Raw genomic sequence first — 23,055 nt, 5'->3', positions numbered from 1 at the left:
CGGGTCAGCTCCCGTCCGGGTGGAGCATCAACGCCGCGGTGCGGCACAGGATCTTGACGTCCTGCCAGAGGCTCCAGCTCTCGATGTAGCGGTTGTCGAAGCGCGCCCGGTCCTCGATGGAGGTGTCCCCGCGCAGGCCGTTGACCTGGGCGAGGCCAGTGAGGCCGACGGGGACGCGGTGGCGGTCGGCGTACTCGGGGTAGGCCTGGCTGAACCGCATGACGAAGTACGGGCGTTCGGGGCGCGGGCCGACCAGGCTCATGTCGCCGCGCAGGACGTTCCACAGCTGCGGGAGCTCGTCCAGGGAGCTCTTGCGCATGACGCGGCCCACGGCGCCCATGCGGTGGTCCTGGGAGATGTTCCAGCGGGTGGCCGACTCGTGCTCGTTGCTGGGGCGCAGGGTGCGGAACTTGAGGACGGTGAAGACGCGGCCGTCCAGGCCGGTGCGCTGCTGGCGGAAGAGCACGCCGGGGCCGGTGTCGAAGCGGACGGCGAGCGCGCACAGGGCGAGGACGGGGGCGAGGAGCAGCAGGCCGAAGGCGGCGGCGCAGATGTCGAGGGCGCGTTTGCCGACCCAGCCGGGGCGGCGCATGGCGGCGCGGCCGACGCGCAGACAGGGGAACCCCCACAGGTGGTCGCCGCCGGCGATGGGGGCGGTGGGCAGGGAGCCGTACTCGCGCAGGGCGGGGACGAGCCAGACCTGGCAGCCGAGCCGGGCGGCCTCGCGCAGGGTGGCGGCGGTCTCGGCCTCGTCGGCGGCGCCGGCGGTGGCGATGACGTGGTGGACGCGGTGGCGGCGGACCTCGCGTTCCAGGACCTCGCCGCCGCCGAGGACGGGCAGGTCGGTGTCGCCGGGCAGCAGCGGCGGGTCGGCGTCGAGGAAGCCGACGGGGCGCATCCCGTACTCGCCGTGCTCGTCGAGGGCGGCGGCGACGCGGCGGCCGAGGCGGCCGGCGCCGAGCACCAGGACGGGGTTGGGCCGGCTGCGGCGGATGCGGCGCACGAGGTGGTAGAGGACGGCGCGGCCGAGGGTGGCGATGAGCAGCTGGGCACCGAGCAGGACGGTGAGCCGGGCGGGGGTGGCCGGTCCGCAGTCGGGCCAGCGGCCGTCCAGGCAGCCGGCGAGGGTGACGGCGAAGGCGGTGGCGACGACGGCCCGGACGGCGAGTGCGGGTAGTTCGTCGAGGACGGAGAGGGTGAGCCGGGTGCGGTAGAGGCCGCCGGTGAGGTTGAGCAGGAGCAGGAGCGGGAGGACGGCGGCGACGCCCAGGAGGGGGGTGAGCCGGGTGGCCGGGTCGATGGCCCGGTTGGCGACGGCCGTGGCGGTGCACAGGGCGATGGCGTCGACCTGGAGCAGGGTGAGCGGCAGGGCGTAGCGGGAGGGGGCCGGGCGGTGGCGGCGGGGCGGGGCGACGGCGCGGGTCCGCACGGCTCCGGCCGGACGGTCGAGAAGTCCGGTGGCGGGCCGGTGGGGGGCGGGCAGGGGCCCGCCTGAGCGCGGCAAGCTGTCGTGGTCAATGGTCATCAGCGCACGAACTCCCCTGCTGTGTGCCCGGGGCGACGGCGCCCCGTCGCCGGTTGGCGGGGGGCGGCCGTCCCGGCCCGGTGGGCGCGGTCCTGACGGCACCTGCTGCCGTTGTCGGCTTTCGCGAATTGCCGGTGAGAAATCGAAACGAAGCAGGCAAAATCAGACAATACAGAACCGGGCGTTATCGGCTGGAAGTTGACTTGCCGTTTCATTCCAGCCGCCCATTAATAGGTATTTCTGATTGCCACCTCGCCCGAATATCCGGTCGAGGGTGCGAATACGACCACGCCGTCACGGCGGGCATTCACAGCAGGTGAAACGATCAGATCCGCTCCGGGACACGGGCCCGGCGCCGCCCCACGACCCCTCCGGCCCCCAGCAGATGGCGGTAGAGCGCGTCCACCTGTTCGACCACGGTCCGCACGTCGTGCCGCGCCACCACGTGCTCGCGCAGCCGGGAACCGCGTCGCTCGCACTCGATCGGATCGGACAACGCCTCCGCCATCCGGGTGGCGAGCGCGCCCGGATCCTCCGGCGCGACCACCGACTGCGCGCGCTCCGCCGGGGGCAGGCACTCGCGGGCCCCCGGCACATCCGTCAGCAGCACCGGACGGGCCGCCGCCATCGCCTCCAGCGGGGCCAGCGCCATGCCCTCCCAGCGCGAGGGCAGCACCACCAGGTCGGCCGCCGCCAGCCAGGGGCGCGGGTCCGGCACGTCGCCCGTCAGCCGGACGCGGGAGGGCTCGGCCGTCTCCCGCACCAGCTCCGCGACCCGCTGCTCCTCCGGCCCGCCGCCCACCAGCGCCAGCCGGGCCTGCGGCACTCGGCGCAGCGCCTCCGGCCAGGCGGCCAGCAGCACGTCCTGGCCCTTCTGCCGGCACAGGCGGCCCACGCAGACGGCGAGCGGGGCGTCGAGGTCCAGGCCGAGGGCGATCCGCGCGGCGCGGCGGTCGGCGGGCGCGTAGTGGCGCACGTCCACGCCGTTGGGCACCACCGCCCAGTCGGCGTGCACCCCGGCGGCCACGCCATCCGCGCGTTCCTGGACGCTGACGCAGAGCAGGCGGTGCGCCCAGCGGGTCGCGCAGCGCTCCCAGCGCAGGGTGGCGGCGGCCATGGCGCCGTCCACGGCGGCGAAGGACCAGGCGTGCGGCTGGAAGACGGTGGGCACCGCGCCGCGCACGGCCAGCCGGCCGGCGAGACCGGCCTTGGCGCTGTGCAGGTGGACCACGTCGGGCCCGGCGGTCCGGACGATCCGGCGCAGCCGCCAGGCTTCGGCGGCGGTCGAGGGGCCCGGGGAGCGCTCGGCGGGCCAGTCGCGGACCAGCGCGCCCACCGAGGCCGCCTCCTCGGCCAGCCGGCCCCCGCGCGGGCAGGCGACCAGGACCCGGTGGCCCGCCTCCCGCTGCCCGCGGACCAGATCGGCGACGACGCGGGCGACTCCGCCGTCCACCGGCTGCGAAACGTGAAGGATCGTCATATGCACGGCGGCGAGCCTAGGGTCGCTCCCCCGTGCCGGACGGGTCCCGTCACCCGGAGGTGGCGGGCCGTCCACCCGTACGGCTTTCGGCTCGTACGGGTGGACGGGTCACTCGAATTCCCGGGCGAATTCCCCGGCCTCGAATGCTTGTCGGATCGGTCGGATCAACGGACCTCGGCGGCGAGGTTCTCCAGCACCTGGTCGTGAATGCGGTTCAGGCCCTTGGGGGCGAAGGTGCGCTCGAAGAAGCCGCCGATGCCGGTGGCGCCCTGCCAGGTGGCGGAGACGGTGACCTTGGAGCGGCCCTCGCCCGCGGCCGCGACCGTCCAGGTGATCACCATGGTGGAGTTGGCGTCCTTCTCCACCAGCTGGTCCGGCGCGGGCGCCGACACGGTGAACAGGCAGTCGCGCACCCGCTTCTCGGTGGCCTGCAGCCGCCAGTGCACCTGGGTGCCGGCACCGGTGCCGCCGGCCCGCACCTCGTACTCGCTGTACTGCGCCGGCAGCAGCTTCGGGCGGGTCACCTGGTAGTCGGCCAGCGCCTCGTACACCCGCTCGGGGGCCGCGTCGTAGACCCGCTCGGTGGTGGCCTGCACCTGTCCCATGACCTTGTGCTCCTCGTGTGGTGGGGTACCGCCGGGTACCGCTGTCCGTACCGCTGTGGCGGCAAGCCAATCACAGCGGCGCCCGTGCGACGCGCCGGGATAGGGTGGCCGGTGTGCTCGATCAGGTGACAGCGGTGCGCTACGTCGATCCACTGAGGGCCGGGGGTTCGGTGCCCGGGGTGGTGGAGACCGACGACCTGGGCACGTACGTGGTCAAGTTCACCGGGGCCGCGCAGGGGCGCAAGGCGCTGGTGGCCGAGGTGATCGTCGGCGAGCTGGCGCGGCGGCTGGGGCTGCGGGTGCCGGAGCTGCGGCTGGTGGACTTCGACCCGGCGGTGGCGGCGGAGGAGCCGGACACCGAGATCCAGGACATGCTCAAGGCCAGCGCCGGGCTCAACCTCGGGATGGACCTGCTGCCGGGGGCCCGGGACTACCGGCCGGGCCTGGCGGCGGTGGACTCCGCCGAGGCCGGGCGGGTGGTGTGGCTGGACGCGCTCACCGGCAACGTCGACCGCACGGTGCACAACCCCAACCTGATGGTCTGGCACGGGCGGCTCTGGCTGATCGACAACGGCGCCGCGCTGATCTTCCACCACCGCTGGGCCTCCGCCGACGCGGCGGTCGGGCGGCGCTACGACCTGAGCGCCCACGCGCTGGGCGCCTCGGCTCCGGACGTCCGGCTGGCCGACGAGGACCTCGGGCCGCTGGTGACCGTGGAGCTGCTGGAGGAGGTGCTGGCGCTGGTGCCCGACGAGTGGCTGGCCGGGGAGCCGGGCTTCGACTCGGTGGCCGCCGTCCGCCGCGCCTACGTCGAGCACCTGGCCGCCCGGGTGGTGCTCTCCGGGGAGTGGCTGCCGGAGGGGTTCTCCACGCCCGAGCAGCTGCGCGAGGCCGAGCGGCGCCAGGCGGCCCGCACCCGGGCCGGCCGGCCCGCCTGGCTGCGGGAGGTGCCGGACCTGCACGGCAAGCCCTCGGTGGAGACGGTGTGGGAGCACCACTTCGACGAGGACGTCTGAACGGGACGACGGAGAAACGGAACCGGGGAGCGGGGCCGAAGCCCCGCTCCCCGGTTCAGCGGTGATCAGGTGTCACAGCGGTTGTCACAGCGGTTTCACTGCGGTCGTCACAGCGGTTTCACTGCGGTTTTCACTGCGGCGGGCGCGTCAGCGCCACCACTGGACCGCCTTCTCGGCGTTGATGATGCCCGCGCCGTAGAAGCCGTTGTCGTCCGCGCCGCCCTCGCACTTGGCCTTCCAGTCGCCGGCGCCGCCCGGGTTGAAGTCCCCGGTCGGGCAGGCGTGGGACTCGGCCTGGTTGGTCAGCATCTCGGTCAGCTCCTCCGGGCTCGCCCACGGGAAGGTGCTGGCCAGCAGCGCGAGCACACCGGCGGCGTGCGGGGACGCCATCGAGGTGCCCTGCATGTAGCCGTACTTGCCACCGGGGATGGTGGACAGGGTGCGGCCGTTCTTGTCCGGGGTGTCCGGGATCTGGTAGCGGCGGTCGCCACCCGGCGCGGCGACGGTGACGACGCCCTTGCCGTAGCTGGAGTAGTACGCCTTGTCGCCGTTGACACCGACCGACGAGACGACCACGACGCCCGGCAGCTCGGTCGGCAGCGAGAGGCAGTCGTTGGTGATCGGGCGGGTGGTCTTGGTGGTGTCGTCCGGGCTGGAGACGTCAACCGTCTTGTGCGCCAGGTCGATGTTCTCGTTGCCCGCGGCGGCGACGTTGAGGACGCCCTTGCGCTGCGAGAACGCGACGGCCTTGCGGACGGCGTCGGTGATCGCCGCCTGGTCCTTGTCGTTCGTGCAGTTGAACATCCACGGGTCGATGTAGTAGCTGTTGTTCGTCACGTTGAAGTGGTGCTCACCGGCCCACACGAAGCCGCAGATCGCGTACTCCGGGTAGATGAACTGGTTGTCGTCGACGACGCGGACGGCGGCCAGCTTGACGTTCGGCGCGATGCCGACGATGCCCTTGCCGTTCTTGGCGGCGGCGATGGTGCCGGCCACGTGGGTGCCGTGGTCGCCGTCGACGCCCGGCTGCCAGGCCTTCCAGTCGGTGTTCGGCTTGCCGCCGTCGATGCAGGAGACCGACTGCGAGGCGTCGACGTTGGCCGCCAGGTCCTCGTGGGTGGCGTCGATGCCGGAGTCCAGCACGCCGACGGTGACGTTGCGGCTGCCGAGCGAGATCTTGTGCGCCTTGTCGACGCCGATCTGGCGCATGTCCCACTGGTTGGGCTCGTACGGCTCCTGGCCGGGGGCCGCGGCGTTGGCACCGGACGGCGCCTCGGCGACCTCCGCCTTGCCCTGGTCCGCGGCGGTGATGCCCTTGGTGCGGCTGGCACCGACCGAGTCGACGCCCTTGGCCAGGCGCAGCTTCTCGGCGAACTTGGTGTCGTTCGAGCGGGCTATGACGACGCCGATCTGCTCGTACGAGTAGACGACGGTGCCGCCGAGGTTCTTGACGGCGTTCTCGACCTTCTGCACCTGGCCGTGGTTGGCCTTGGTGTTGACGACGTAGCTGAGCAGCGGACCGGTCGTCGAGTCGCCCACGGGGGCGGCGACGGCGGTGCCGGCCGGCAGCGCGAGTGCGCCGGCGGTGGCGAGCACGAGGCCCACCGCCGCGTACCGGGTCCGGCTGATCCGAGGAACTCTCATAGGGGTTGGCCCTCCCGAGTCGTCATGCGGCAGCTGCGGCGAGGCAGGTGCACAGGGAATGACCGGGACGCTAATGAAGATTGGCTTAATTGCGCAAGAGGCAGTCATCTAATCGTCACATCTTCGCCAACTGCGGAGGGCAGGACTCCGCAGGTCAAGGCAGGCAACAGAAAAGATGATTGTTAAAAAGTGATGGTTTGCCGACGAGCGATGCGGTGGGCGTTCGGGCCCGCTGGAGCGCGTACGGCCGGTGGCCGATCGGCGTTTTCCGTCAGTAGCGCCAGCGGGTGGCGGCCACCAACTCCTCGGGGCCGGCGGCCTCGTACCGCTCGGCCTCGGCGCGGCGCACGGCTGCCACGGCCCGGTACAGCGGCTCGCCGAGGGCCTCGCGCAGCACCGCCGACGCCTCGTACGCGGCCAGCGCCTCGGCGGGGCCGGTGGGCAGCCGGGGCACCGTGCCGGGCTCGGCGGCGGCCGGGTCCCCGGTGAACTCCGGTGGCAGGCGGCGGCCATCCGCCAGGCCCGCGAGACCCGCCGCGATGACGCCGCCGACGGCGAGGTACGGGTTGGCGCTGGCGTCGAAGCACTTGACCTCGGCGTTGGCGGCCGAGGCCCGCTCGCCGGTGGAGCCGGTGACCAGCCGCAGCGCGGCCTCGCGGTTCTCCAGGCCCCAGCACCGGTAGGCGCCGGCCCAGTGCTGGGGCACCAGGCGCAGGTACCCGGCGGGGCTGGAGCAGCCGAGCACCAGCAGGGCGGGCAGTTCGTCGAGGACGCCGGCGAGGAAGCCCTCGGCCTCGGGCGTGAGCCCGTGCGGGCCGGGGCCGCCGTGGCCGAGGTTGCGGCCCTCGCGCCACAGGCTCAGGTGCAGGTGGCCGCCGTTGCCGACGCCGTCGGTCTCGACGACGGGCGCGAAGGAGACCCGCAGGCCGTGGCGGGCGGAGACGGCGCGGATCGTGTGGCGCACGAGGACGGAGGTGTCGGCGGCGCCGACCGGGCCCTCGGGGGCGACAGAGACCTCGAACTGGCCCGGGGCGTACTCGGGGTGGATCTGCAGCACCGCCAGCCCCTGCTCGCCGAGGGCGCGCAGGACGTCGCGCAGGTAGTCGGAGAGGTCGGTGAGCCGGTGCATCCCGTACGCGGGGCCGTGCGTCGGGTAGCGCGGCTCCTCGGCCGGGGGGCCGTCCAGGGCGACGACCCACTCGACCTCGATGCCGGCCTTGAGGCTGAGGCCGAGCGCGGCGGCGGCGGCCGTCGTCCGGCGGGCGAACAGGCGCTGGCAGCCGGGGTGCGGGGTGCCGTCCTGGGTGTAGCGCTCGCCGGGGGCCCAGGCCCAGCCGGGCTGGGCAGCGAGGGGGACGGCCCGGTCGAGGTCGGGGTAGAGGCGCAGGTCCCCGGTGGGGCCGCCGATGAGGGGGCTGGTGGTGATCGCGTCGTCGGCGAGGAACACGTCGAAGCAGGGGGCCGTGCCGACGCCCCACTCGGCGGTGTGCCGCAGGCCCCCGAGCGGGACGGCCTTGACCCGGGTGATGCCCGCGTTGTCCACCCAGGTGACGGCGAGGGCGTCGACGGCGGCGGTGCGCAGCCGGTCGGTCGCCGCCTCGGCCCGGGCGGCGCGCTCGGCGCGCGGGGGCAGCGCGACGGAAGCCTCGGCGGCTTTCCGGGCCTCGGCGGTGTGGACGGTGGCTCCCGTGGTCATGCCACCATGCTGCCCCGCCCACCCGGGAGCCGTAACTCCCCCTACGGGTGGTCCGGCTGGACTCCCTTCCGCCCGTTCACCCGTTCGGGGCGAAGCGGGCCGTCCACTCCCCCGCGGTGAGCCGCTCCACGGTGTCGGGGGCGGCGTCGGTCGGGCCCGGGTAGAGGCGGTAGAGCGCGCCGTCCGTCTCGCCCGGGGCGGGGACGTCGGCGTGCACCAGGGCGGTGAACGCCCGTACGCCGGTGAGGCGTTCGGCGATCTGCCGGGCGATGTCGTCCGGGGCCTGCTCGATCCGCCGGTCGCTGACGTGCAGGCCGCGCAGGCGCTCGGCGAACGCGGTCACCGGCTCCTTGGCACCCCGGCGGTAGTGGTCGAGCGTGCGACCGGTGCGGTCGCGCACCAGCACCTCGGGGCTGCCGGCCGCGGCGGTGGCGCAGGCGAGGTCCCAGAGGGTGGCGCGGGTGCCGGCGCCGAAGTGCCGCAGGACGTCCGAGGCGAGGGAGCCGATCTTCTCGTGGTGGCGGTACAGGTTGTGGAAGCCGGGGTCGGCGGCGACGTTGAGGTCCGTCCAGGTGTGGGTGCGCTCCTGGAGGTCGACGATCATCGGCACGCAGATGCGGGCGTCCCCGGCGAGGTCGAGGCGCTGGCGCAGCTCCTTGGGGTGGAAGGCGCCCTTGCGGACGCGGGCCGCCTCGGCGGGGGTGAGGGTCATGAAGCCGGCGAAGGCGTCGGTGAGGTCCTCGAACGGAATGTCGTTGTAGCTGAACACGACGACCACCGCGTACCGCGCACCCGCCTTGCCGAGGGCGGGCAGGTCGAGGTCAACGAACTCGGTGGCGCCGCGCGGCGGCGGGGCGGTGGTGAAGTCGCCGGAGTGGACGGCGGCCCGCGGGCCGAGGACGAGGTTGGTGTAGTCGCAGAGGCCGACGAACCGCCAGTCCTCGTCGTAGAAGGCGACGGACAGGTCGAGGTCGACGCGCTGGTGCACCCGCTGCATCCAGTGCACGAACAGCCGTACGTGCTCCCCGTCCGGGAGCGGCTGCACGCTGCCGCGCGGCAGGGCGACGAGCGTCTTGGCGCTGGCGCGCTCGGCGAAGGGGACGACCAGGTCGGCGAGCCCGGCGTCGATCACGGCGAGCTCGCAGGGCTCGGACCGCCCGGCGCGGCGCAGCAGTTCGGCCTCGATCAGTGCGCAGACGGGCGCGCTGAGCTCGGCCGGGACGGCGGTGCCCCAGTCGAAGCGGGCGTGCGCGGAGGCGACCCGGCCGCGCGGGAAGTACAGCCGGCGCTCACCCTCCTCGCGCGGGCCGCGCAGCCGCCCGTACGCGCCGAGCAGCGGGCCGGGGGCGACGGCGCGCAGTGCGCCCGGCAGGACGTCGAGCAGTTCGGCCGGCGTCGGCTCGCCGGGCATCCAGTCGGCGTGCACCCGCAGCAGGTGGTGCAGCCGGCGCGCCAGCTCGCCGGGGCGGGTGGCCAGCAGCTCCACGGCTTCGGGCACCTCACCCCGCAGCAGGGCGTACTCGACCCGGGCCGCGAAGGTCTCGACGGTGAGCCGGGCGCGGCCGCGGCGCGTCTCGCGCACCCGCAGCGGGGCGGGTGCCTCGCGCAGTTCGGGGCTCTTGTCCAGGTCCGTCCCGCGCAGGACGGCGAAGGCCGCCGCCACGTACGGGAAGCGGGCCCGGTGCTCGTACGGGTGCAGCAGCTCGCCGGCGCGCAGCCAGGCCTGGCGGTGGCGGCGCAGGTCCTCGGCGAGGGTGCCGACCGGGAGCGCGTCGAGGACGGCGAGCAGGTCGCGGCGCAGCGGGCGGGGCAGGGTGTGCAGGCGGAACGTGCGGGCGGTGTCCGCCAGCAGGTCGGGCTCGGCGCCGGACCAGGCCCAGATCAGCCGCAGCACGTCGGTGGCGGTGGTGAGGTGGGCGGCCAGCACCGGGCGGGCGGCCTCGCGGTCGCGGTGCAGCAGGGCGGCGAGGACGGTGGCTCGGCTCTCGCGGACGGGGATCTCGGCGGGCAGCCAGGCCGCCGGGTCGGCCGGGGCGTGGTCGAGCAGCATCGCGAGGTCCTCGCGGTCCTGCGGGGAGAGCGGGGTCTGCCGGGCGAGCAGCGCGGCGAGTTCGGCGGCCGCGGCCTCCTCGGTGGTGGCGGTGCCGGCCAGGCGCAGCGGCTTGAGCAGGCTGCCCGGCTGGAGCCCGCGGGCCGCGTTGCGGACGGACTTCGCGTCGAGGGAGAGGTAGCGCTCCTCCAGGCCGAGCGGGGTCCCGCAGTACGGGCACGCGTGGCCGCCGCCCTCGACGACCAGGTCGTCGTAGCAGTCGCCGCAGAGCAGGTGGGCGCAGGGGGCGAGGGCGCCGATGCCGGTCTCCAGGCTGCTGCGCTCGCAGGTGAAGCAGATCTGGGACGCCTGGCAGAGCAGGTAGGCCCGGACCGTCGCGGAGTAGGTGGCGTGGGCGTGCCGGGGCACGCCGTCGGGGAAGCCCCGGAAGAGCGGCTTGTGGCGGCGGTCGGCGCCGAGCATCGCGTCGAGCCGGGCGAGCAGCAGGGCTCCGGCCGCGCCGAGGCCGGCGGGGCGCAGCCGGGCGAGGGCGGTGCGCAGGCCGCGGGTGAGGACGTAGCCGCGCTGGGCGAGGTCGGCCTCCAGGACGACGAGGCCCTCGGCCGTCCACGGCTGCGGTTCCTCGGGGGCTGCTCCGGGCTCGACCCGTACGGCGCCGTGGCGGCGCAGCAGGTAGGCGTCCAGCGGGTTGTCGGGCACGGCGGTGCCCGTCTTCTTCTTCACGGCTCCCCCGGGTGGATATGACGAAGCGGGGGCGGAGAGTGGGCGCACTCGGATTCATTTTGGAGATGAGTGAGAAGGAAGCACGCCGCGGAGCCGCCCCCGCGTCGATCACCCTAGCGAACGGCGGCCGTCGGGCCCGAACGGTTTTCCGGTGGCTGTTCCCGGCCGCCCTCTTCCTACTCGCCGGTAGCTTCGCTACAGTGGCCGCACGCATCACCGCCGGGCTTCGGGAGCCGCACCGGCGGGTTTCGCGGCGCCGTGTCCTTTCGGCGTTCGCGCGGTGCCTTCACCGGCCGGTGCCGCGATCCGCGGCGGGGCCGGATGCGCCCCCCTTCCAGCTTCAGCTTTCAGCGTCGCTTCCTTCACCTCTGAGCGCCTGAGCACCTGCAGCACCACGGCACACCCGCAGTTCGGCCGGAGCGGACCGGCCGCGGACCGGTGTCGCCGGAACCCGTCACCTCCCCAAAGCCCCCGCGCGTGAACCCTCCTCCGGCGGCGGCCGCCCCCGTCCCCGTCGACGGGCGCGGCGGCCCGCCCGCCGGTGCACGCGCGGGCCCTTCATGACTAGGAGTCAGGACATGGAGCGTCCCTACCCCACCGTGGCCGTCGTCGGCCTCGGCACGATGGGCGCCGGCATCGCCGTCGCCGTCGCCAGGAGCGGCCGCCGGGTGATCGGCATCGAGGCCGGCGAGGACTCGGCGGCCCGGGCGCTGGCCCGGATCGAGGAGAGGACCGCCCACGCCGTGGAGCGGGAGCGGATCACCGCCGAGGAGCGCACCGCGCTGCTGGCCCTGATCGAGGTCGGGCACGAGCTGACGGCCGCCGCCGGGGCGGACCTGGTGATCGAGGAGGTGCCCGAGCAGCTGGAGCTGAAGCGGGAGCTCTTCGCCGAGCTGGACCGGATCTGCCCGCCGGAGACGGTGCTGGCCACCGGTACCACCGCGCTGTCGGTCACCCGCATCGCCGCGGCCACGGCCCGTCCGGAGCGGGTGCTGGGCCTGCACTTCTTCAACCCGGTGCACAGCATGAAGCTGGTCGAGGTCGTCCGCACGGTGCTGACCTCCCCGCAGACCGCCGAGGACGCGGCCGCCTTCGCCCGGGACCTCGGCAAGGAGCCCGTGGCAGCGGGCGACCGGGCCGGGTTCGTGGTCAACGGCCTGCTGTTCGCGTACCTGAACCAGGCCGCCGCGATGTACGAGTCCCGGTACGCCTCGCGCGAGGACATCGACGCCGCGATGCGCCTGGGCTGCGGTCTGCCGATGGGCCCGCTGGCGCTGCTCGACCTGATCGGGATCGACACCGCGCGCACCGTGCTGGAGGCGATGTACGAGCAGTCGCGCGACCGGCTGCACGCGCCCGCGCCGATCCTCGGCCAGCTGGTCTCGGCGGGGCTGCTGGGCCGCAAGTCCGGGCGGGGCTTCTACACCTACGAGGCGCCGGGCTCGTCCAGGGCCGTGGACGCGGCGACCGGGCCCGCCCTGCCCAAGGTGCCGGGGCGCACCGTGCACACCGTCGGCGTCTGCGGCTCGGGGACGATGGCGACCGGGATCGTCGAGGTGTTCGCCAAGGCCGGGCACCCGGTGCTGCTGGCCGCCCGCAGCCTGGAGAAGGCCGAGCGGGCGAAGGCCCAGCTGGCGAAGTCGCTGGAGCGCTCGGTGACCAGGGGCCGGATGAGCGCGGAGCAGCGGGACGCGGCGATGGCGCTGGTCACCCCGGTCGGGGAGTACGCGCAGCTGGCCGAGGTGGACCTGGTGGTCGAGGCGGTGGCCGAGGACCTCGCGGTGAAGCGGGAGCTGTTCGCCGCCCTGGACAAGGTCGTCCGCCCGGGCGCGGTGCTCGCCACCACCACCTCCTCGCTGCCGGTGATCAGCTGCGCGACCGCGACCTCGCGGCCGCAGGACGTGATCGGCATGCACTTCTTCAACCCGGCCCCGGCGATGAAGCTGGTCGAGGTGGTCTCCACGGTGCTGACCGCGCCGGAGGTCACCGCGACGGTGCTGGAGCTGACGGCGAAGGTGCGCAAGCACCCGGTGGAGTGCGGCGACCGGGCCGGGTTCATCGTCAACGCGCTGCTGTTCCCCTACCTGAACGACGCGGTGCGGATGCTCCAGGAGCACTACGCGACGGTGGACGACATCGACACCGCGATGAAGCTGGGCTGCGGCTACCCGATGGGCCCCTTCGAGCTGCTGGACGTCGTCGGGCTGGACGTCTCGCTGGCCATCGAGCGGGTGCTGCACCAGGAGTTCCGCGAGCCGGGCCTGGCCGCGGCGCCGCTGCTGGAGCACCTGGTCGCGGCGGGCTGCCTGGGCCGCAAGACCGGCCGCGGCTTCCGCGACCACGCGCGCCGGTGACCGGCCGACCGGACGGCGGCCCGGCCCCGTACGGCAGCGGCCCGGCGCCCGTCGGCGGGCCTGGGGCGCACGGGGCCGGGCCGGGGGCGCACGGCGCCGGACCGGGCTGGGCGCCGGGTTCCGTCGCCTCGCGCTGGCCGCGCCCGGCGGTCACGGGCCCGGTGACGCCGGTACGCCGGGGAAGGGCCGCGGGCGCCGAGCCGGGGCCGTGTAGCGTTCCGGCCATGGATCGGGTTCAGTCAGCCACCCCGCAGCACCCCGCAGGCCCGCGCGGCACCGACCGGACGGCCACCTCGACCGGGGGCACCGGTCCGGAGGGCGGGCCCGGCAGCCGCAGGGCGGCCGCGCAGCGCCAGCAGATGCGCCAGGACCTGGCCACGGCCGCGATGGACCTGTTCGCCACGCAGGGGTACGAGGAGACGACCGTCGACCAGATCGCGGCGGCCGCCGGGGTCGCCCGGCGCACCTTCTTCCGGTACTTCCGGTCGAAGGAGGAGGCGATCTTCCCCGACCACGACGACACCCTGATCCGGGTGGCGGACCTGCTGGCCAGCGCCGAGCCGGAGGAGCACCCGCTGGACGTGGTCTGCCGGGGCATCAAGGAGGTGCTGCGGATGTACGCCTCCACCCCGGGGGTGTCCGTGGCGCGCTACCAGCTGATCCGTCAGGTCCCGGCGCTGCGCGAGCGGGAGATCGCCGTGGTGGCCCGCTACGAGCGGCTGTTCACCCGCTACCTGCTGGGCCGCTTCGACACCGGCGAGCCGATCCCCTCGGGCTGGCAGCGCGGCGGCGAGGACGACTCGATGCTGGCCGAGGTGTCGGCGGCGGCGGTCGTCGCGGCGCACAACCACGTGCTGCGGCGCTGGCTGCGGGCCGGCGGCCGGGGTGACGTGGAGGCGCAGCTGGACCACTCCTTCGAGGTGATCCGGCGCACCTTCTGGGCGGCCAGCGAACCGGGGGCCAGACGCCGCGGATCGGTGGTGGCACCCGGTGCCAATGGGGCGCCCGGGGAGGTAGTGGCGGAGAGCGCACTGAGTGCCAGCCCCCAAGGTGAGGTGCTCATCACAGTCGCCCGGACGGACGCTCCGCTGGACGTGGTGGTGGACAGCATCCGGGCCGCACTGAGTGGCGCCCGGGAGTCCTGAGCCGGGAATCTTCGCAGGTCAGAGCAGTACGAGAGGCCCGCGCCGAACAGTCGGCGCGGGCCTTTCGCGTACGCGGTCAACGCGCGTCACGCCCGTTTTGCCGCCTTTCCAGGCTGTCCAAAATCGTGACACCCGGTGTCTTTACGCCTGGCACAGGGTGCCACTACCTTGTTACTCACCAGTCGCGGCGCCGCGGCTCCCCACCTCGGCGCGCCGTCGTCCGGCGTTCCCACACCCCGGGAGCAGTGCCAGTCCCCGCCCGATCCACCCCGGGCACCGAACTGACAAGCCCACCACCACCCGTACCAGCGAAGCCGGTGTCCGCTCCCGGCTCCCCCAGACGCCCTGTGCCCTCACACAGGTACGCCTTCGGAGGCAGCCATGCAGGAAATCCTCGACGCGATCCTCAGCCCCGACACCACGTCGGCCGACTACGCGGCGATCGCACTGCCCGAGTCCTACCGGGCGGTCACGCTCCACAAGGACGAGGAGCAGATGTTCGCGGGCCTCGACAGCCGCGACAAGGACCCTCGCAAGTCCCTTCACCTCGACGAGGTCGCCCTGCCCGAGCTGGGCCCGGGCGAGGCCCTGGTGGCCGTCATGGCCAGCGCGGTCAACTACAACACCGTCTGGAGCTCGATCTTCGAGCCGGTCTCCACCTTCGGCTTCCTGGAGCGCTACGGGCGGCTCTCGCCGCTGACCAAGCGCCACGACCTGCCGTACCACGTGCTCGGCTCGGACCTCGCGGGCGTGGTGCTGCGCACCGGCGCCGGGGTCAACGCCTGGAAGCCGGGCGACGAGGTCGTCGCCCACTGCCTCTCCGTCGAGCTGGAGTCCTCGGACGGCCACAACGACACGATGATGGACCCGGAGCAGCGCATCTGGGGCTTCGAGACCAACTTCGGCGGCCTGGCCCAGATCGCCCTGGTCAAGACCAACCAGCTGATGCCCAAGCCGAAGCACCTCACCTGGGAGGAGGCCGCCTCCCCGGGCCTGGTCAACTCCACCGCGTACCGCCAGCTGGTCTCGCGCAACGGCGCGGGCATGAAGCAGGGCGACAACGTGCTGATCTGGGGCGCCAGCGGGGGCCTCGGCTCGTACGCCACCCAGTACGCGCTGGCCGGCGGCGCCACCCCGATCTGCGTGGTCTCCAGCCCCGAGAAGGCCGAGATCTGCCGGGCCATGGGCGCCGAGGCGATCATCGACCGCTCCGCCGAGGGCTACCGGTTCTGGAAGGACGAGAACAACCAGGACCCGCGCGAGTGGAAGCGCCTGGGCTCCAGGATCCGCGAGTTCACCGGCGGCGAGGACGTGGACATCGTCTTCGAGCACCCGGGCCGCGAGACCTTCGGCGCCTCGGTGTACGTCACCCGCAAGGGCGGCACCATCGTCACCTGCGCCTCCACCTCCGGCTACATGCACCAGTACGACAACCGGTACCTGTGGATGTCGCTCAAGCGGATCGTCGGCTCGCACTTCGCCAACTACCGCGAGGCGTTCGAGGCCAACCGTCTGGTCGCCAAGGGCAAGATCCACCCGACCGTCTCCAAGGTCTACTCCCTGGAGGAGACCGGCCAGGCCGCCCTGGACGTGCACCAGAACAGGCACCAGGGCAAGGTCGGCGTGCTCTGCCTGGCCCCCGAGGAGGGCCTGGGCGTCACGGACCACGAGCTGCGCGCGAAGCACCTGCCTGCCATCAACCGCTTCCGGAACGTGTGAGACGGACCCGATGACCGAGCCTCAGAAGCGCGACCGCCCCTGGCTGATGCGCACCTACGCCGGGCACTCCACCGCGAGCGACTCCAACGCGCTCTACCGGCGGAACCTGGCGAAGGGCCAGACGGGCCTGTCCGTCGCCTTCGACCTGCCGACCCAGACCGGCTACGACTCCGACCACATCCTCGCCCGCGGCGAGGTCGGCCGCGTCGGCGTCCCGGTCGGCCACGTCGGGGACATGCGCACCCTGTTCGACGGCATCCCGCTCGAGCAGACCAACACCTCGATGACGATCAACGCCACCGCCATGTGGCTGCTGGCGCTCTACCAGGTGGTCGCCGAGGAGCAGGGCGCCGACGTCTCCAAGCTCACCGGCACCACCCAGAACGACATCGTCAAGGAGTACCTGTCGCGCGGGACGCACGTCTTCCCGCCCGGCCCCTCGGTGCGCCTGATCACCGACATGATCGCCTACACGGTCGGCAACATCCCCAAGTGGAACCCGATCAACATCTGCAGCTACCACCTGCAGGAGGCCGGGGCCACGCCCGTCCAGGAGATCGCGTACTCGATGTGCACCGCCATCTCGGTGCTCGACGCGGTGCGCGACTCCGGCCAGGTGCCCGCCGAGCGGATGGGCGAGGTCGTCGCCCGGATCTCCTTCTTCGTCAACGCCGGGGTGCGCTTCGTCGAGGAGATGTGCAAGATGCGCGCCTTCGGCCGGCTCTGGGAGAAGGTGACCCGGGAGCGCTACGGCGTCACCGACCCCAAGCAGCGCCGCTTCCGCTACGGCGTGCAGGTCAACTCCCTCGGCCTGACCGAGGCGCAGCCGGAGAACAACGTCCAGCGGATCGTGCTGGAGATGCTCGCCGTCACCCTCTCCAAGGACGCCCGCGCCCGCGCCGTCCAACTCCCGGCCTGGAACGAGGCGCTGGGCCTGCCCCGGCCCTGGGACCAGCAGTGGTCGCTGCGCATCCAGCAGGTGCTGGCCTTCGAGTCGGACCTGCTGGAGTACGGGGACCTCTTCAACGGCTCCGAGGTCGTCGAGGCCAAGACCGCCGAGCTGCTGGCCGGCGCCGAGGCGGAGATCGCCAAGGTCATGGAGATGGGCGGGGTGATTCCCGCCGTCGAGTCCGGCTACCTCAAGTCCAACCTGGTCGCCTCGCACGCCGCGCGCCGCGCCCGGATCGAGTCCGGCGAGGACAAGATCATCGGCGTGAACTGCTTCGACACCACCGAGGAGAACCCGCTCACGGCCGACCTCGACACCGCCATCATGGTCGTCGACCCGGCCTCCGAGCAGTCCGTCCTCGCCGCCCTGGAGGCCTGGCGCGGCCGGCGCGACGAGGCTTCCGCCCAGGAGGCGCTGGCGGAGCTCAAGGCCGTCGCCGCCACCAGCGACAACCTGATGCCGGCCACCCTCGCCTGCGCCCGCGCCGGGGTCACCACCGGCGAGTGGTCCTTCGCCCTGCGCGAGGTGTTCGGCGAGTACCGCGCCCCCACCGGCGTGGGCGGCGCCCCGGTCGCCGTGGCCGCCGAGCCCGGCGGGGAGCTGGAGCAGGTCCGCGCCGCCGTGGCCGCCACCGCCGAGGAGCTGGGCTCCGGCCGGCTGCGCCTGCTGGTCGGCAAGCCCGGCCTGGACGGGCACTCCAACGGCGCCGAGCAGATCGCCGTCCGCGCCCGCGACGCCGGGTTCGAGGTGGTCTACCAGGGCATCCGGCTCACGCCCGAGCAGATCGTCTCCGCCGCCGTCGCGGAGGACGTGCACTGCGTGGGCCTGTCCATCCTCTCCGGCGCGCACACCGAACTGGTGCCCGACGTGCTCAGGCGGCTGCGCCGGGCCGGGGTGCAGGATGTTCCGGTGATCGTGGGTGGCATCATCCCGGCAGCGGACGGCGAGGCCCTCAAGGCCGCCGGCGTCGCCGCCGTGTTCACCCCGAAAGACTTCGGCATCACGACCATCATCGGCCGGATCGTGGATGAGATCCGGCTGGCCAACAAGCTCCAGCCGTGGACGCCCGCACCGACCGCGGCCACCAGCTGACCAGCTGACCACTGGGAAGGAACCCTCGAAAGACATGACCCCTGTCAACCGCCTGCGCCCGCGCCGCTCCTGCCTCGCCGTACCGGGCAGCAACCCGCGCTTCCTGGAGAAGGCCCAGAGCCTGCCGGCCGACCAGGTCTTCCTCGACCTCGAGGACGCCTGCGCCCCGCTGGTCAAGGAGAGCGCCCGCCACCACATCGTCGACGCCCTCAACAACGGCGACTGGAGCGGCAAGACCCGCGTCGTGCGCGTCAACGACTGGACCACGCACTGGACCTACCGCGACGTGATCACCGTGGTCGAGGGCGCGGGCCCCAACCTCGACTGCATCATGCTGCCGAAGGTCCAGGACGCCGAGCAGGTCAAGGCGCTCGACCTCCTGCTCACCCAGATCGAGAAGACCATGGGCTTCGAGGTCGGCCGCATCGGCATCGAGGCGCAGATCGAGAACGCCAAGGGCCTGATCAACGTCGACGCCATCGCCGAGGCGTCGCCCCGGCTGGAGACCATCATCTTCGGCCCGGCCGACTTCATGGCCTCGATCAACATGAAGTCCCTGGTGGTCGGCGAGCAGCCGCCCGGCTACGGCGCCGACGCCTACCACTACATCCTGATGCGCATCCTGATGGCCGCCCGCGCCAACGACCTCCAGGCGATCGACGGCCCGTACCTGCAGATCCGCAACCCGGAGGGCTACCGCGAGGTCGCCCGCCGTTCGGCCGCCCTCGGCTTCGACGGCAAGTGGGTGCTGCACCCGGACCAGGTCGGCGCCGCGAACGAGATCTACTCGCCCTCGCAGGAGGACTACGACCACGCCGAGCTGATCCTCGACGCGTACGACTACTGCACCTCCGAGGCGGGCGGCGCCAAGGGCTCCGCGATGCTCGGCGACGAGATGATCGACGAGGCCAGCCGCAAGATGGCCCTGGTCATCTCCGGCAAGGGCCGGGCCGCCGGCATGCAGCGCACCACCAAGTTCGAACTGCCCGACACCGAGAAGAAGGCGGAGGCGTGACCATGCAGTTCGGACGCACCTACGAGGAGTTCGAGGTCGGCGCGGTCTACAAGCACTGGCCCGGCAAGACGGTCACCGAGTACGACGACCACCTCTTCTGCCTGCTCACCATGAACCACCACCCCCTCCACATGGACACCAACTACGCGGAGAAGACGACCGACTTCGGCCGCAACGTGGTGGTGGGCAACTACATCTACTCGCTGCTGCTCGGCATGTCCGTCCCGGACGTCTCCGGCAAGGCGATCGCCAACCTGGAGATCGAGTCGCTGCGCCACATCGCGCCGACCTTCCACGGCGACACGATCTACGGCGAGACGACCGTCCTCGACAAGTGGCCCTCCAAGTCCAAGGACGACCGGGGCATCGTCTACGTCGAGACCAAGGGGTACAAGCAGGACGGCACGGTCGTCTGCATCTTCCGCCGCAAGGTGATGGTGCCGACCGAGACGTACACCAAGGCGCGCGGCGGCGAGCAGCCCGGCCGCCCGGAGCCCCTCTCCTAGTCCTCTCTCCCACAGACCCCGGAGGGGAAGGCCGCCGTCATCGGCCGACCCCCACCCGGTCGGGGGCCCTGCTGCCGCAGCCACGCCGGCAGGGCCCCCGGAAATACCCCCCCCCCGCCCTCTTTCAGACATTCCGGAGCCGCACGATGGGACGCCTCGCACAGACCGACGGCCTCACCGAGATCCAGCGGGACATCCTCGCCACCGTGCGGGATTTCGTCGACAAGGAGATCATCCCGGTCGCGACCGAGCTGGAACACAAGGACGAGTACCCGACCGCCATCGTCGAGGGGATGAAGCAGCTCGGCCTCTTCGGCCTCACCATCCCCGAGGAGTACGGGGGCCTCGGCGAGTCCCTGCTCACCTACGCCCTGGTGGTCGAGGAGATCGCCCGCGGCTGGATGTCCGTCTCCGGCATCGTGAACACCCACTTCATCGTGGCCCACATGATCAACGCCCACGGCACCCAGGAGCAGAAGGACTACTTCCTGCCGAAGATGGCCGCGGGGGAGATCCGCGGCGCCTTCTCGATGTCCGAGCCGGGCCTGGGCTCCGACGTTTCGGCCATCTCCACCAAGGGCGTCAAGGACGGCGACTTCTACGTCCTCAACGGCCAGAAGATGTGGCTCACCAACGGCGGCACCTCCACCCTCGTCGCGGTCCTGTGCAAGACCGACGAGGGCGGCAGCTCCCCGTACAAGAACATGACCACCTTCCTGATCGAGAAGACGGCCGGCTTCGGCCCGAACCCGACCGTGCCCGGCCTGACCGTGCCCGGGAAGATCGAGAAGATGGGCTACAAGGGCGTCGACACCACCGAGCTGGTGCTCCAGGACGTCCGGATCCCCGCGAACCGCGTCCTCGGCGGCGTCCCGGGCAAGGGCTTCTACCAGATGATGGACGGCGTCGAGGTCGGCCGCGTCAACGTCGCCGCCCGCGGCTGCGGCGTCGCCCGGCGCGCCTTCGAGCTCGGCATCTCCTACGCCCAGCAGCGCTCCACCTTCGGCAAGAAGATCGCCGAGCACCAGGCCATCCAGTTCAAGCTCGCCGAGATGGCCACCAAGGTCGAGGCCGCGCACCAGATGATGGTCATGGCCGCCCGCAAGAAGGACGGCGGCGAGCGCAACGACCTCGAGGCCGGCATGGCCAAGTACCTGGCCTCCGAGTACTGCAAGGAGGTCGTCGAGGACGCCTTCCGCATCCACGGCGGCTACGGCTTCTCCAAGGAGTACGAGATCGAGCGCCTCTACCGCGAGGCCCCGATGCTGCTCATCGGTGAAGGTACTGCGGAGATCCAGAAGATGATCGTCGGACGCCGGCTCCTGGAGGAGTACCGGATCGCCGAGTGACCGACGGTCCCCCGCCCTTCGCGGGGGACCCTTCGAACCGCCGGTCGACGGGCGTGCGGGCCCGTCCCGGCACCCCGCCGTGCCACCAGCGGCCCCAGCCTGGTCCGCCGGGCGCCGGGCACGGCCCGTGGAAGCGGCCGTAGGGCGCGCAGCTGCAGCGAGCGCCCCGCGGCCGCTTCCGCGCACCTTCCTCCGGCCCCCCGGGCCGTTTCCCGGGCGCCCGGCGCTCGTACGAACGCCCCGGGTTCACCGCGTGCCACCGCTGAGACAAGAGTCACCAGCCGTGTCGGGTCCCTTGGGAACCGGACCGGCGCGAGCTACGGTCGTATGAGTGGGTGCGCGGACGTGCTCCCACCGGACACATGAACGAGCAGGCGGGTTGCCCACCCACCGTGTGCTCCCGATAGCATCCACCGGGACAGCAAGCCGTCCCTCTTATTACCGATCCCGCGGTGGCCCCCGTCCAGCGGCCATGATCCCCCGCGACAAAGGTCTTCGATGCCCATCAGCCCGTCCCCTCACACCTCCGTCACGGACCGCGATGCCCTCGCAGCCCCGGCGGCCGGTCGGCGACCCCGCGTGACCATCGCGCGCGGAGCCACCCCCTGGTTCGTCCCCACCCTCGCCACGGCCGCCGTGACCACCGCCCTCACCCGGCGCAGCGGCAAGTGGGCCCTGGCGGCGGTACCCGCCTGCGCGCTGAGCGCCGGCATGCTGTGGTTCTTCCGCGACCCCGAGCGTGAGATCGGCACGGGCAGAGTGATCTCCCCGGCGGACGGCGTGGTGCAGAGCATCGACGCCTGGCCGGACGGGCGCACCCGGGTCGCGATCTTCATGAGCCCCCTGAACGTCCACGTCAACCGCGCGCCCCTGCCGGGCACGGTGACGTCCGTCGAGCACGTCGCGGGCGGCTTCGTGCCCGCGTTCAACAAGGACAGCGACCAGAACGAGCGGGTCGTCTGGCACTTCGACACCGAAATCGGCGACATCGAGATGGTCCAGATCGCGGGGGCCGTGGCCCGCCGCATCGTGCCGTACGTGGACGCCGGTACCAAGGTCGAGCAGGGCGAGCGGATCGGTCTGATCCGGTTCGGGTCCCGGGTCGACACCTACCTGCCGGCCGGCGTCGAGGTCGGCGTCGAGGTCGGCCAGAAGACCACCGCCGGGGTGACGCGCCTTGACCGTGACTGATCCTGAGACAATCGTCGGCCTGGACGACGAGGAGACGGCCCTGCGCCGCCGCCGCTGGGCGCGCGACCGCGAGCTGCGCGCCCCGCGCTCTCCTCAGCACCTGTCCACCGCGGACTTCCTGACCCTCGGGAACGCCGTCTGCGGCTTCCTGGCGATCTACTCGATCACCACCGGGGTCCTGGTCCCGCACATCACCAACCCGGACGCCGCTCCGGACCGGCACAGCGCCGCGACGGCGGTCACGCTGCTGCTGATCGGCTCGATGTGCGACCTCTTCGACGGCCTGGTGGCGCGCAAGCTGCGCTCCTCGGCCCTCGGGGCGGAACTGGACAACCTGGCCGACCTGATCAGCTTCGGCATCGCCCCGGCCTACTTCGTGGCCGTCTGGGGCATGGTCTCCAAGGACTCCAACACCAAGCTGTCGGCGCTGATCGCGCTGACGGTGCTGCTCGCGGTCGTGCTCCGGCTGGCCCGCTTCTCGGCCGTCAAGATGCGGCCCGGGGTGTTCCAGGGCATGCCCTGCCCGATGGGCGCGATGACGGTCATCGCCATCGTGCTGCTCGACCCGCCGTTCCTGCCCGGTCTGCTCGCCATCTTCGGCGCCGCGTACCTGATGGTCAGCCGGATCGAGTACCCGAAGCCGCAGGGCCTGCTGGCCACCGCGACTCTCTGCTGGGTCGTCGTGGCCATCGGCTGCCTGGCGGCCTGGGCGACCGGGCTGCCCGGCGGCGACACGCTGATGCACGTCGGCGCGTTCGCGCAGATCACCCTGGCGGCCATGGCGCCGATGCTGGTGATCCGGCGCAAGGTCGGCCAGAAGGTCGGCGACGTCCGCGCCCGGCGGGCTGAGTCGCGGCTCGGCTGAGCCTGCTCGTACGTACGAGGAAGGGCCCGGAACCATCGGCGGTTTCTAGTGGTCGTTGCAACACGTGGTCGGCTGTCTAGGCCGCGATGAGTTTATGCAGACGCTCGGCTGGGGTTTCCCAGCCGAGCGTT

At 72.6% G+C, this 23,055-nt stretch carries 16 protein-coding genes; 10 read left to right on the top strand and 6 right to left on the bottom strand.

Features of this window, described 5'->3' with window-relative positions:
• Nucleotides 1–4 precede the first annotated feature (4 nt).
• The 3 genes from ACIBCA_RS35655 to ACIBCA_RS35645 all read right to left on the bottom strand — a co-directional run bounded on the left by ACIBCA_RS35655 (nt 5) and on the right by ACIBCA_RS35645 (nt 3,610).
• Nucleotides 5–1,525 carry a sugar transferase gene (locus tag ACIBCA_RS35655; RefSeq protein WP_396287311.1) on the bottom strand — a complete coding sequence of 507 codons (1,521 nt, stop codon included), beginning with the start codon at nt 1,523–1,525 and terminating at the stop codon, nt 5–7.
• Between the two features lie 325 nt (nt 1,526–1,850).
• Complete coding sequence (locus ACIBCA_RS35650; RefSeq protein ID WP_396287310.1) at nt 1,851–3,005, bottom strand: glycosyltransferase; 1,155 nt, start codon at nt 3,003–3,005, stop codon at nt 1,851–1,853.
• Between the two features lie 164 nt (nt 3,006–3,169).
• On the bottom strand, nt 3,170–3,610 hold the full coding sequence (locus tag ACIBCA_RS35645) for an SRPBCC family protein (protein ID WP_396287309.1): 441 nt from the start codon (nt 3,608–3,610) through the stop codon (nt 3,170–3,172).
• Between the two features lie 113 nt (nt 3,611–3,723).
• Between ACIBCA_RS35645 and ACIBCA_RS35640 the strand changes: the two genes are divergently transcribed.
• The gene (locus ACIBCA_RS35640) at nt 3,724–4,626 is read left to right on the top strand and encodes a HipA family kinase (protein WP_396287308.1); all 903 of its coding nucleotides are present in this window, start codon (nt 3,724–3,726) and stop codon (nt 4,624–4,626) included.
• Between the two features lie 147 nt (nt 4,627–4,773).
• Here the strand turns inward: ACIBCA_RS35640 and ACIBCA_RS35635 are convergent, their stop codons facing one another.
• The 3 genes from ACIBCA_RS35635 to ACIBCA_RS35625 all read right to left on the bottom strand — a co-directional run bounded on the left by ACIBCA_RS35635 (nt 4,774) and on the right by ACIBCA_RS35625 (nt 10,739).
• Nucleotides 4,774–6,270: a S8 family peptidase gene (locus ACIBCA_RS35635; RefSeq protein ID WP_396287307.1), complete on the bottom strand. Its 1,497-nt coding sequence runs from the start codon at nt 6,268–6,270 to the stop codon at nt 4,774–4,776.
• 271 nt (nt 6,271–6,541) lie between these two features.
• Nucleotides 6,542–7,966 (bottom strand): glutamine synthetase, encoded by a 1,425-nt coding sequence (locus ACIBCA_RS35630; RefSeq protein ID WP_396287306.1) that lies wholly within the window; start codon nt 7,964–7,966, stop codon nt 6,542–6,544.
• A gap of 76 nt (nt 7,967–8,042) precedes the next feature.
• Nucleotides 8,043–10,739 (bottom strand): MXAN_6230/SCO0854 family RING domain-containing protein, encoded by a 2,697-nt coding sequence (locus ACIBCA_RS35625; RefSeq protein ID WP_396287305.1) that lies wholly within the window; start codon nt 10,737–10,739, stop codon nt 8,043–8,045.
• 578 nt (nt 10,740–11,317) lie between these two features.
• Here ACIBCA_RS35625 and ACIBCA_RS35620 point away from each other — a divergent pair.
• The 9 genes from ACIBCA_RS35620 (at nt 11,318) to ACIBCA_RS35580 (ending at nt 22,924) form a co-directional block, all read left to right on the top strand.
• Nucleotides 11,318–13,093, top strand: coding sequence for a 3-hydroxyacyl-CoA dehydrogenase family protein (locus ACIBCA_RS35620; protein ID WP_396287304.1), 1,776 nt, complete (start codon nt 11,318–11,320; stop codon nt 13,091–13,093).
• Between the two features lie 224 nt (nt 13,094–13,317).
• Nucleotides 13,318–14,238 (top strand): TetR family transcriptional regulator, encoded by a 921-nt coding sequence (locus tag ACIBCA_RS35615; RefSeq protein WP_396287303.1) that lies wholly within the window; start codon nt 13,318–13,320, stop codon nt 14,236–14,238.
• A gap of 381 nt (nt 14,239–14,619) precedes the next feature.
• Entirely contained in the window at nt 14,620–15,957 is a 1,338-nt protein-coding gene (gene ccrA, locus ACIBCA_RS35610; RefSeq protein WP_396287302.1) for a crotonyl-CoA carboxylase/reductase, read from the top strand.
• 10 nt (nt 15,958–15,967) lie between these two features.
• On the top strand, nt 15,968–17,998 hold the full coding sequence (locus tag ACIBCA_RS35605; protein ID WP_396287301.1) for a protein meaA: 2,031 nt from the start codon (nt 15,968–15,970) through the stop codon (nt 17,996–17,998).
• A 34-nt stretch (nt 17,999–18,032) separates the two neighbouring features.
• On the top strand, nt 18,033–19,013 hold the full coding sequence (locus ACIBCA_RS35600) for an HpcH/HpaI aldolase/citrate lyase family protein (protein ID WP_396287300.1): 981 nt from the start codon (nt 18,033–18,035) through the stop codon (nt 19,011–19,013).
• Nucleotides 19,014–19,015: 2 nt separating this feature from the next.
• Nucleotides 19,016–19,519: a MaoC family dehydratase gene (locus tag ACIBCA_RS35595; RefSeq protein ID WP_396287364.1), complete on the top strand. Its 504-nt coding sequence runs from the start codon at nt 19,016–19,018 to the stop codon at nt 19,517–19,519.
• A gap of 146 nt (nt 19,520–19,665) precedes the next feature.
• Entirely contained in the window at nt 19,666–20,868 is a 1,203-nt protein-coding gene (locus tag ACIBCA_RS35590; RefSeq protein WP_396287299.1) for an acyl-CoA dehydrogenase family protein, read from the top strand.
• Nucleotides 20,869–21,366: 498 nt separating this feature from the next.
• Nucleotides 21,367–22,059, top strand: a complete 693-nt coding sequence (locus tag ACIBCA_RS35585) for a phosphatidylserine decarboxylase (protein WP_031070387.1) — start codon at nt 21,367–21,369, stop codon at nt 22,057–22,059.
• A complete protein-coding gene (locus ACIBCA_RS35580) occupies nt 22,046–22,924 on the top strand; it encodes a CDP-alcohol phosphatidyltransferase family protein (protein ID WP_396287298.1) in 879 nt (292 codons plus the stop codon). Before ACIBCA_RS35585 ends, ACIBCA_RS35580 begins: the two co-directional genes overlap by 14 nt.
• The last annotated feature ends 131 nt before the right edge of the window (nt 22,925–23,055 follow it).

It is taken from the genome of Kitasatospora sp. NPDC051170 (assembly GCF_044455705.1).
In the GTDB taxonomy this organism is placed as follows: Bacteria; Actinomycetota; Actinomycetes; order Streptomycetales; family Streptomycetaceae; genus Kitasatospora.
Note: the sequence above shows the minus strand (reverse complement) of the source record. Positions and strands in the feature narration are given on the sequence as shown.

Excerpts from the sequence above, each read along its gene's own strand:
- ACIBCA_RS35655 (WP_396287311.1), bottom strand. The coding sequence starts at position 1,525 with ATGACCATTGACCACGACAGCTTGCCGCGCTCAGGCGGGCCCCTGCCC.
- ACIBCA_RS35650 (WP_396287310.1), bottom strand. The coding sequence starts at position 3,005 with ATGACGATCCTTCACGTTTCGCAGCCGGTGGACGGCGGAGTCGCCCGC.
- ACIBCA_RS35645 (WP_396287309.1), bottom strand. The coding sequence starts at position 3,610 with ATGGGACAGGTGCAGGCCACCACCGAGCGGGTCTACGACGCGGCCCCC.
- ACIBCA_RS35635 (WP_396287307.1), bottom strand. The coding sequence starts at position 6,270 with ATGAGAGTTCCTCGGATCAGCCGGACCCGGTACGCGGCGGTGGGCCTC.
- ACIBCA_RS35630 (WP_396287306.1), bottom strand. The coding sequence starts at position 7,966 with ATGACCACGGGAGCCACCGTCCACACCGCCGAGGCCCGGAAAGCCGCC.
- ACIBCA_RS35620 (WP_396287304.1), top strand. The coding sequence starts at position 11,318 with ATGGAGCGTCCCTACCCCACCGTGGCCGTCGTCGGCCTCGGCACGATG.
- ACIBCA_RS35615 (WP_396287303.1), top strand. The coding sequence starts at position 13,318 with ATGGATCGGGTTCAGTCAGCCACCCCGCAGCACCCCGCAGGCCCGCGC.
- ccrA (WP_396287302.1), top strand. The coding sequence starts at position 14,620 with ATGCAGGAAATCCTCGACGCGATCCTCAGCCCCGACACCACGTCGGCC.
- ACIBCA_RS35605 (WP_396287301.1), top strand. The coding sequence starts at position 15,968 with ATGACCGAGCCTCAGAAGCGCGACCGCCCCTGGCTGATGCGCACCTAC.
- ACIBCA_RS35600 (WP_396287300.1), top strand. The coding sequence starts at position 18,033 with ATGACCCCTGTCAACCGCCTGCGCCCGCGCCGCTCCTGCCTCGCCGTA.
- ACIBCA_RS35595 (WP_396287364.1), top strand. The coding sequence starts at position 19,016 with ATGCAGTTCGGACGCACCTACGAGGAGTTCGAGGTCGGCGCGGTCTAC.
- ACIBCA_RS35590 (WP_396287299.1), top strand. The coding sequence starts at position 19,666 with ATGGGACGCCTCGCACAGACCGACGGCCTCACCGAGATCCAGCGGGAC.
- ACIBCA_RS35585 (WP_031070387.1), top strand. The coding sequence starts at position 21,367 with ATGCCCATCAGCCCGTCCCCTCACACCTCCGTCACGGACCGCGATGCC.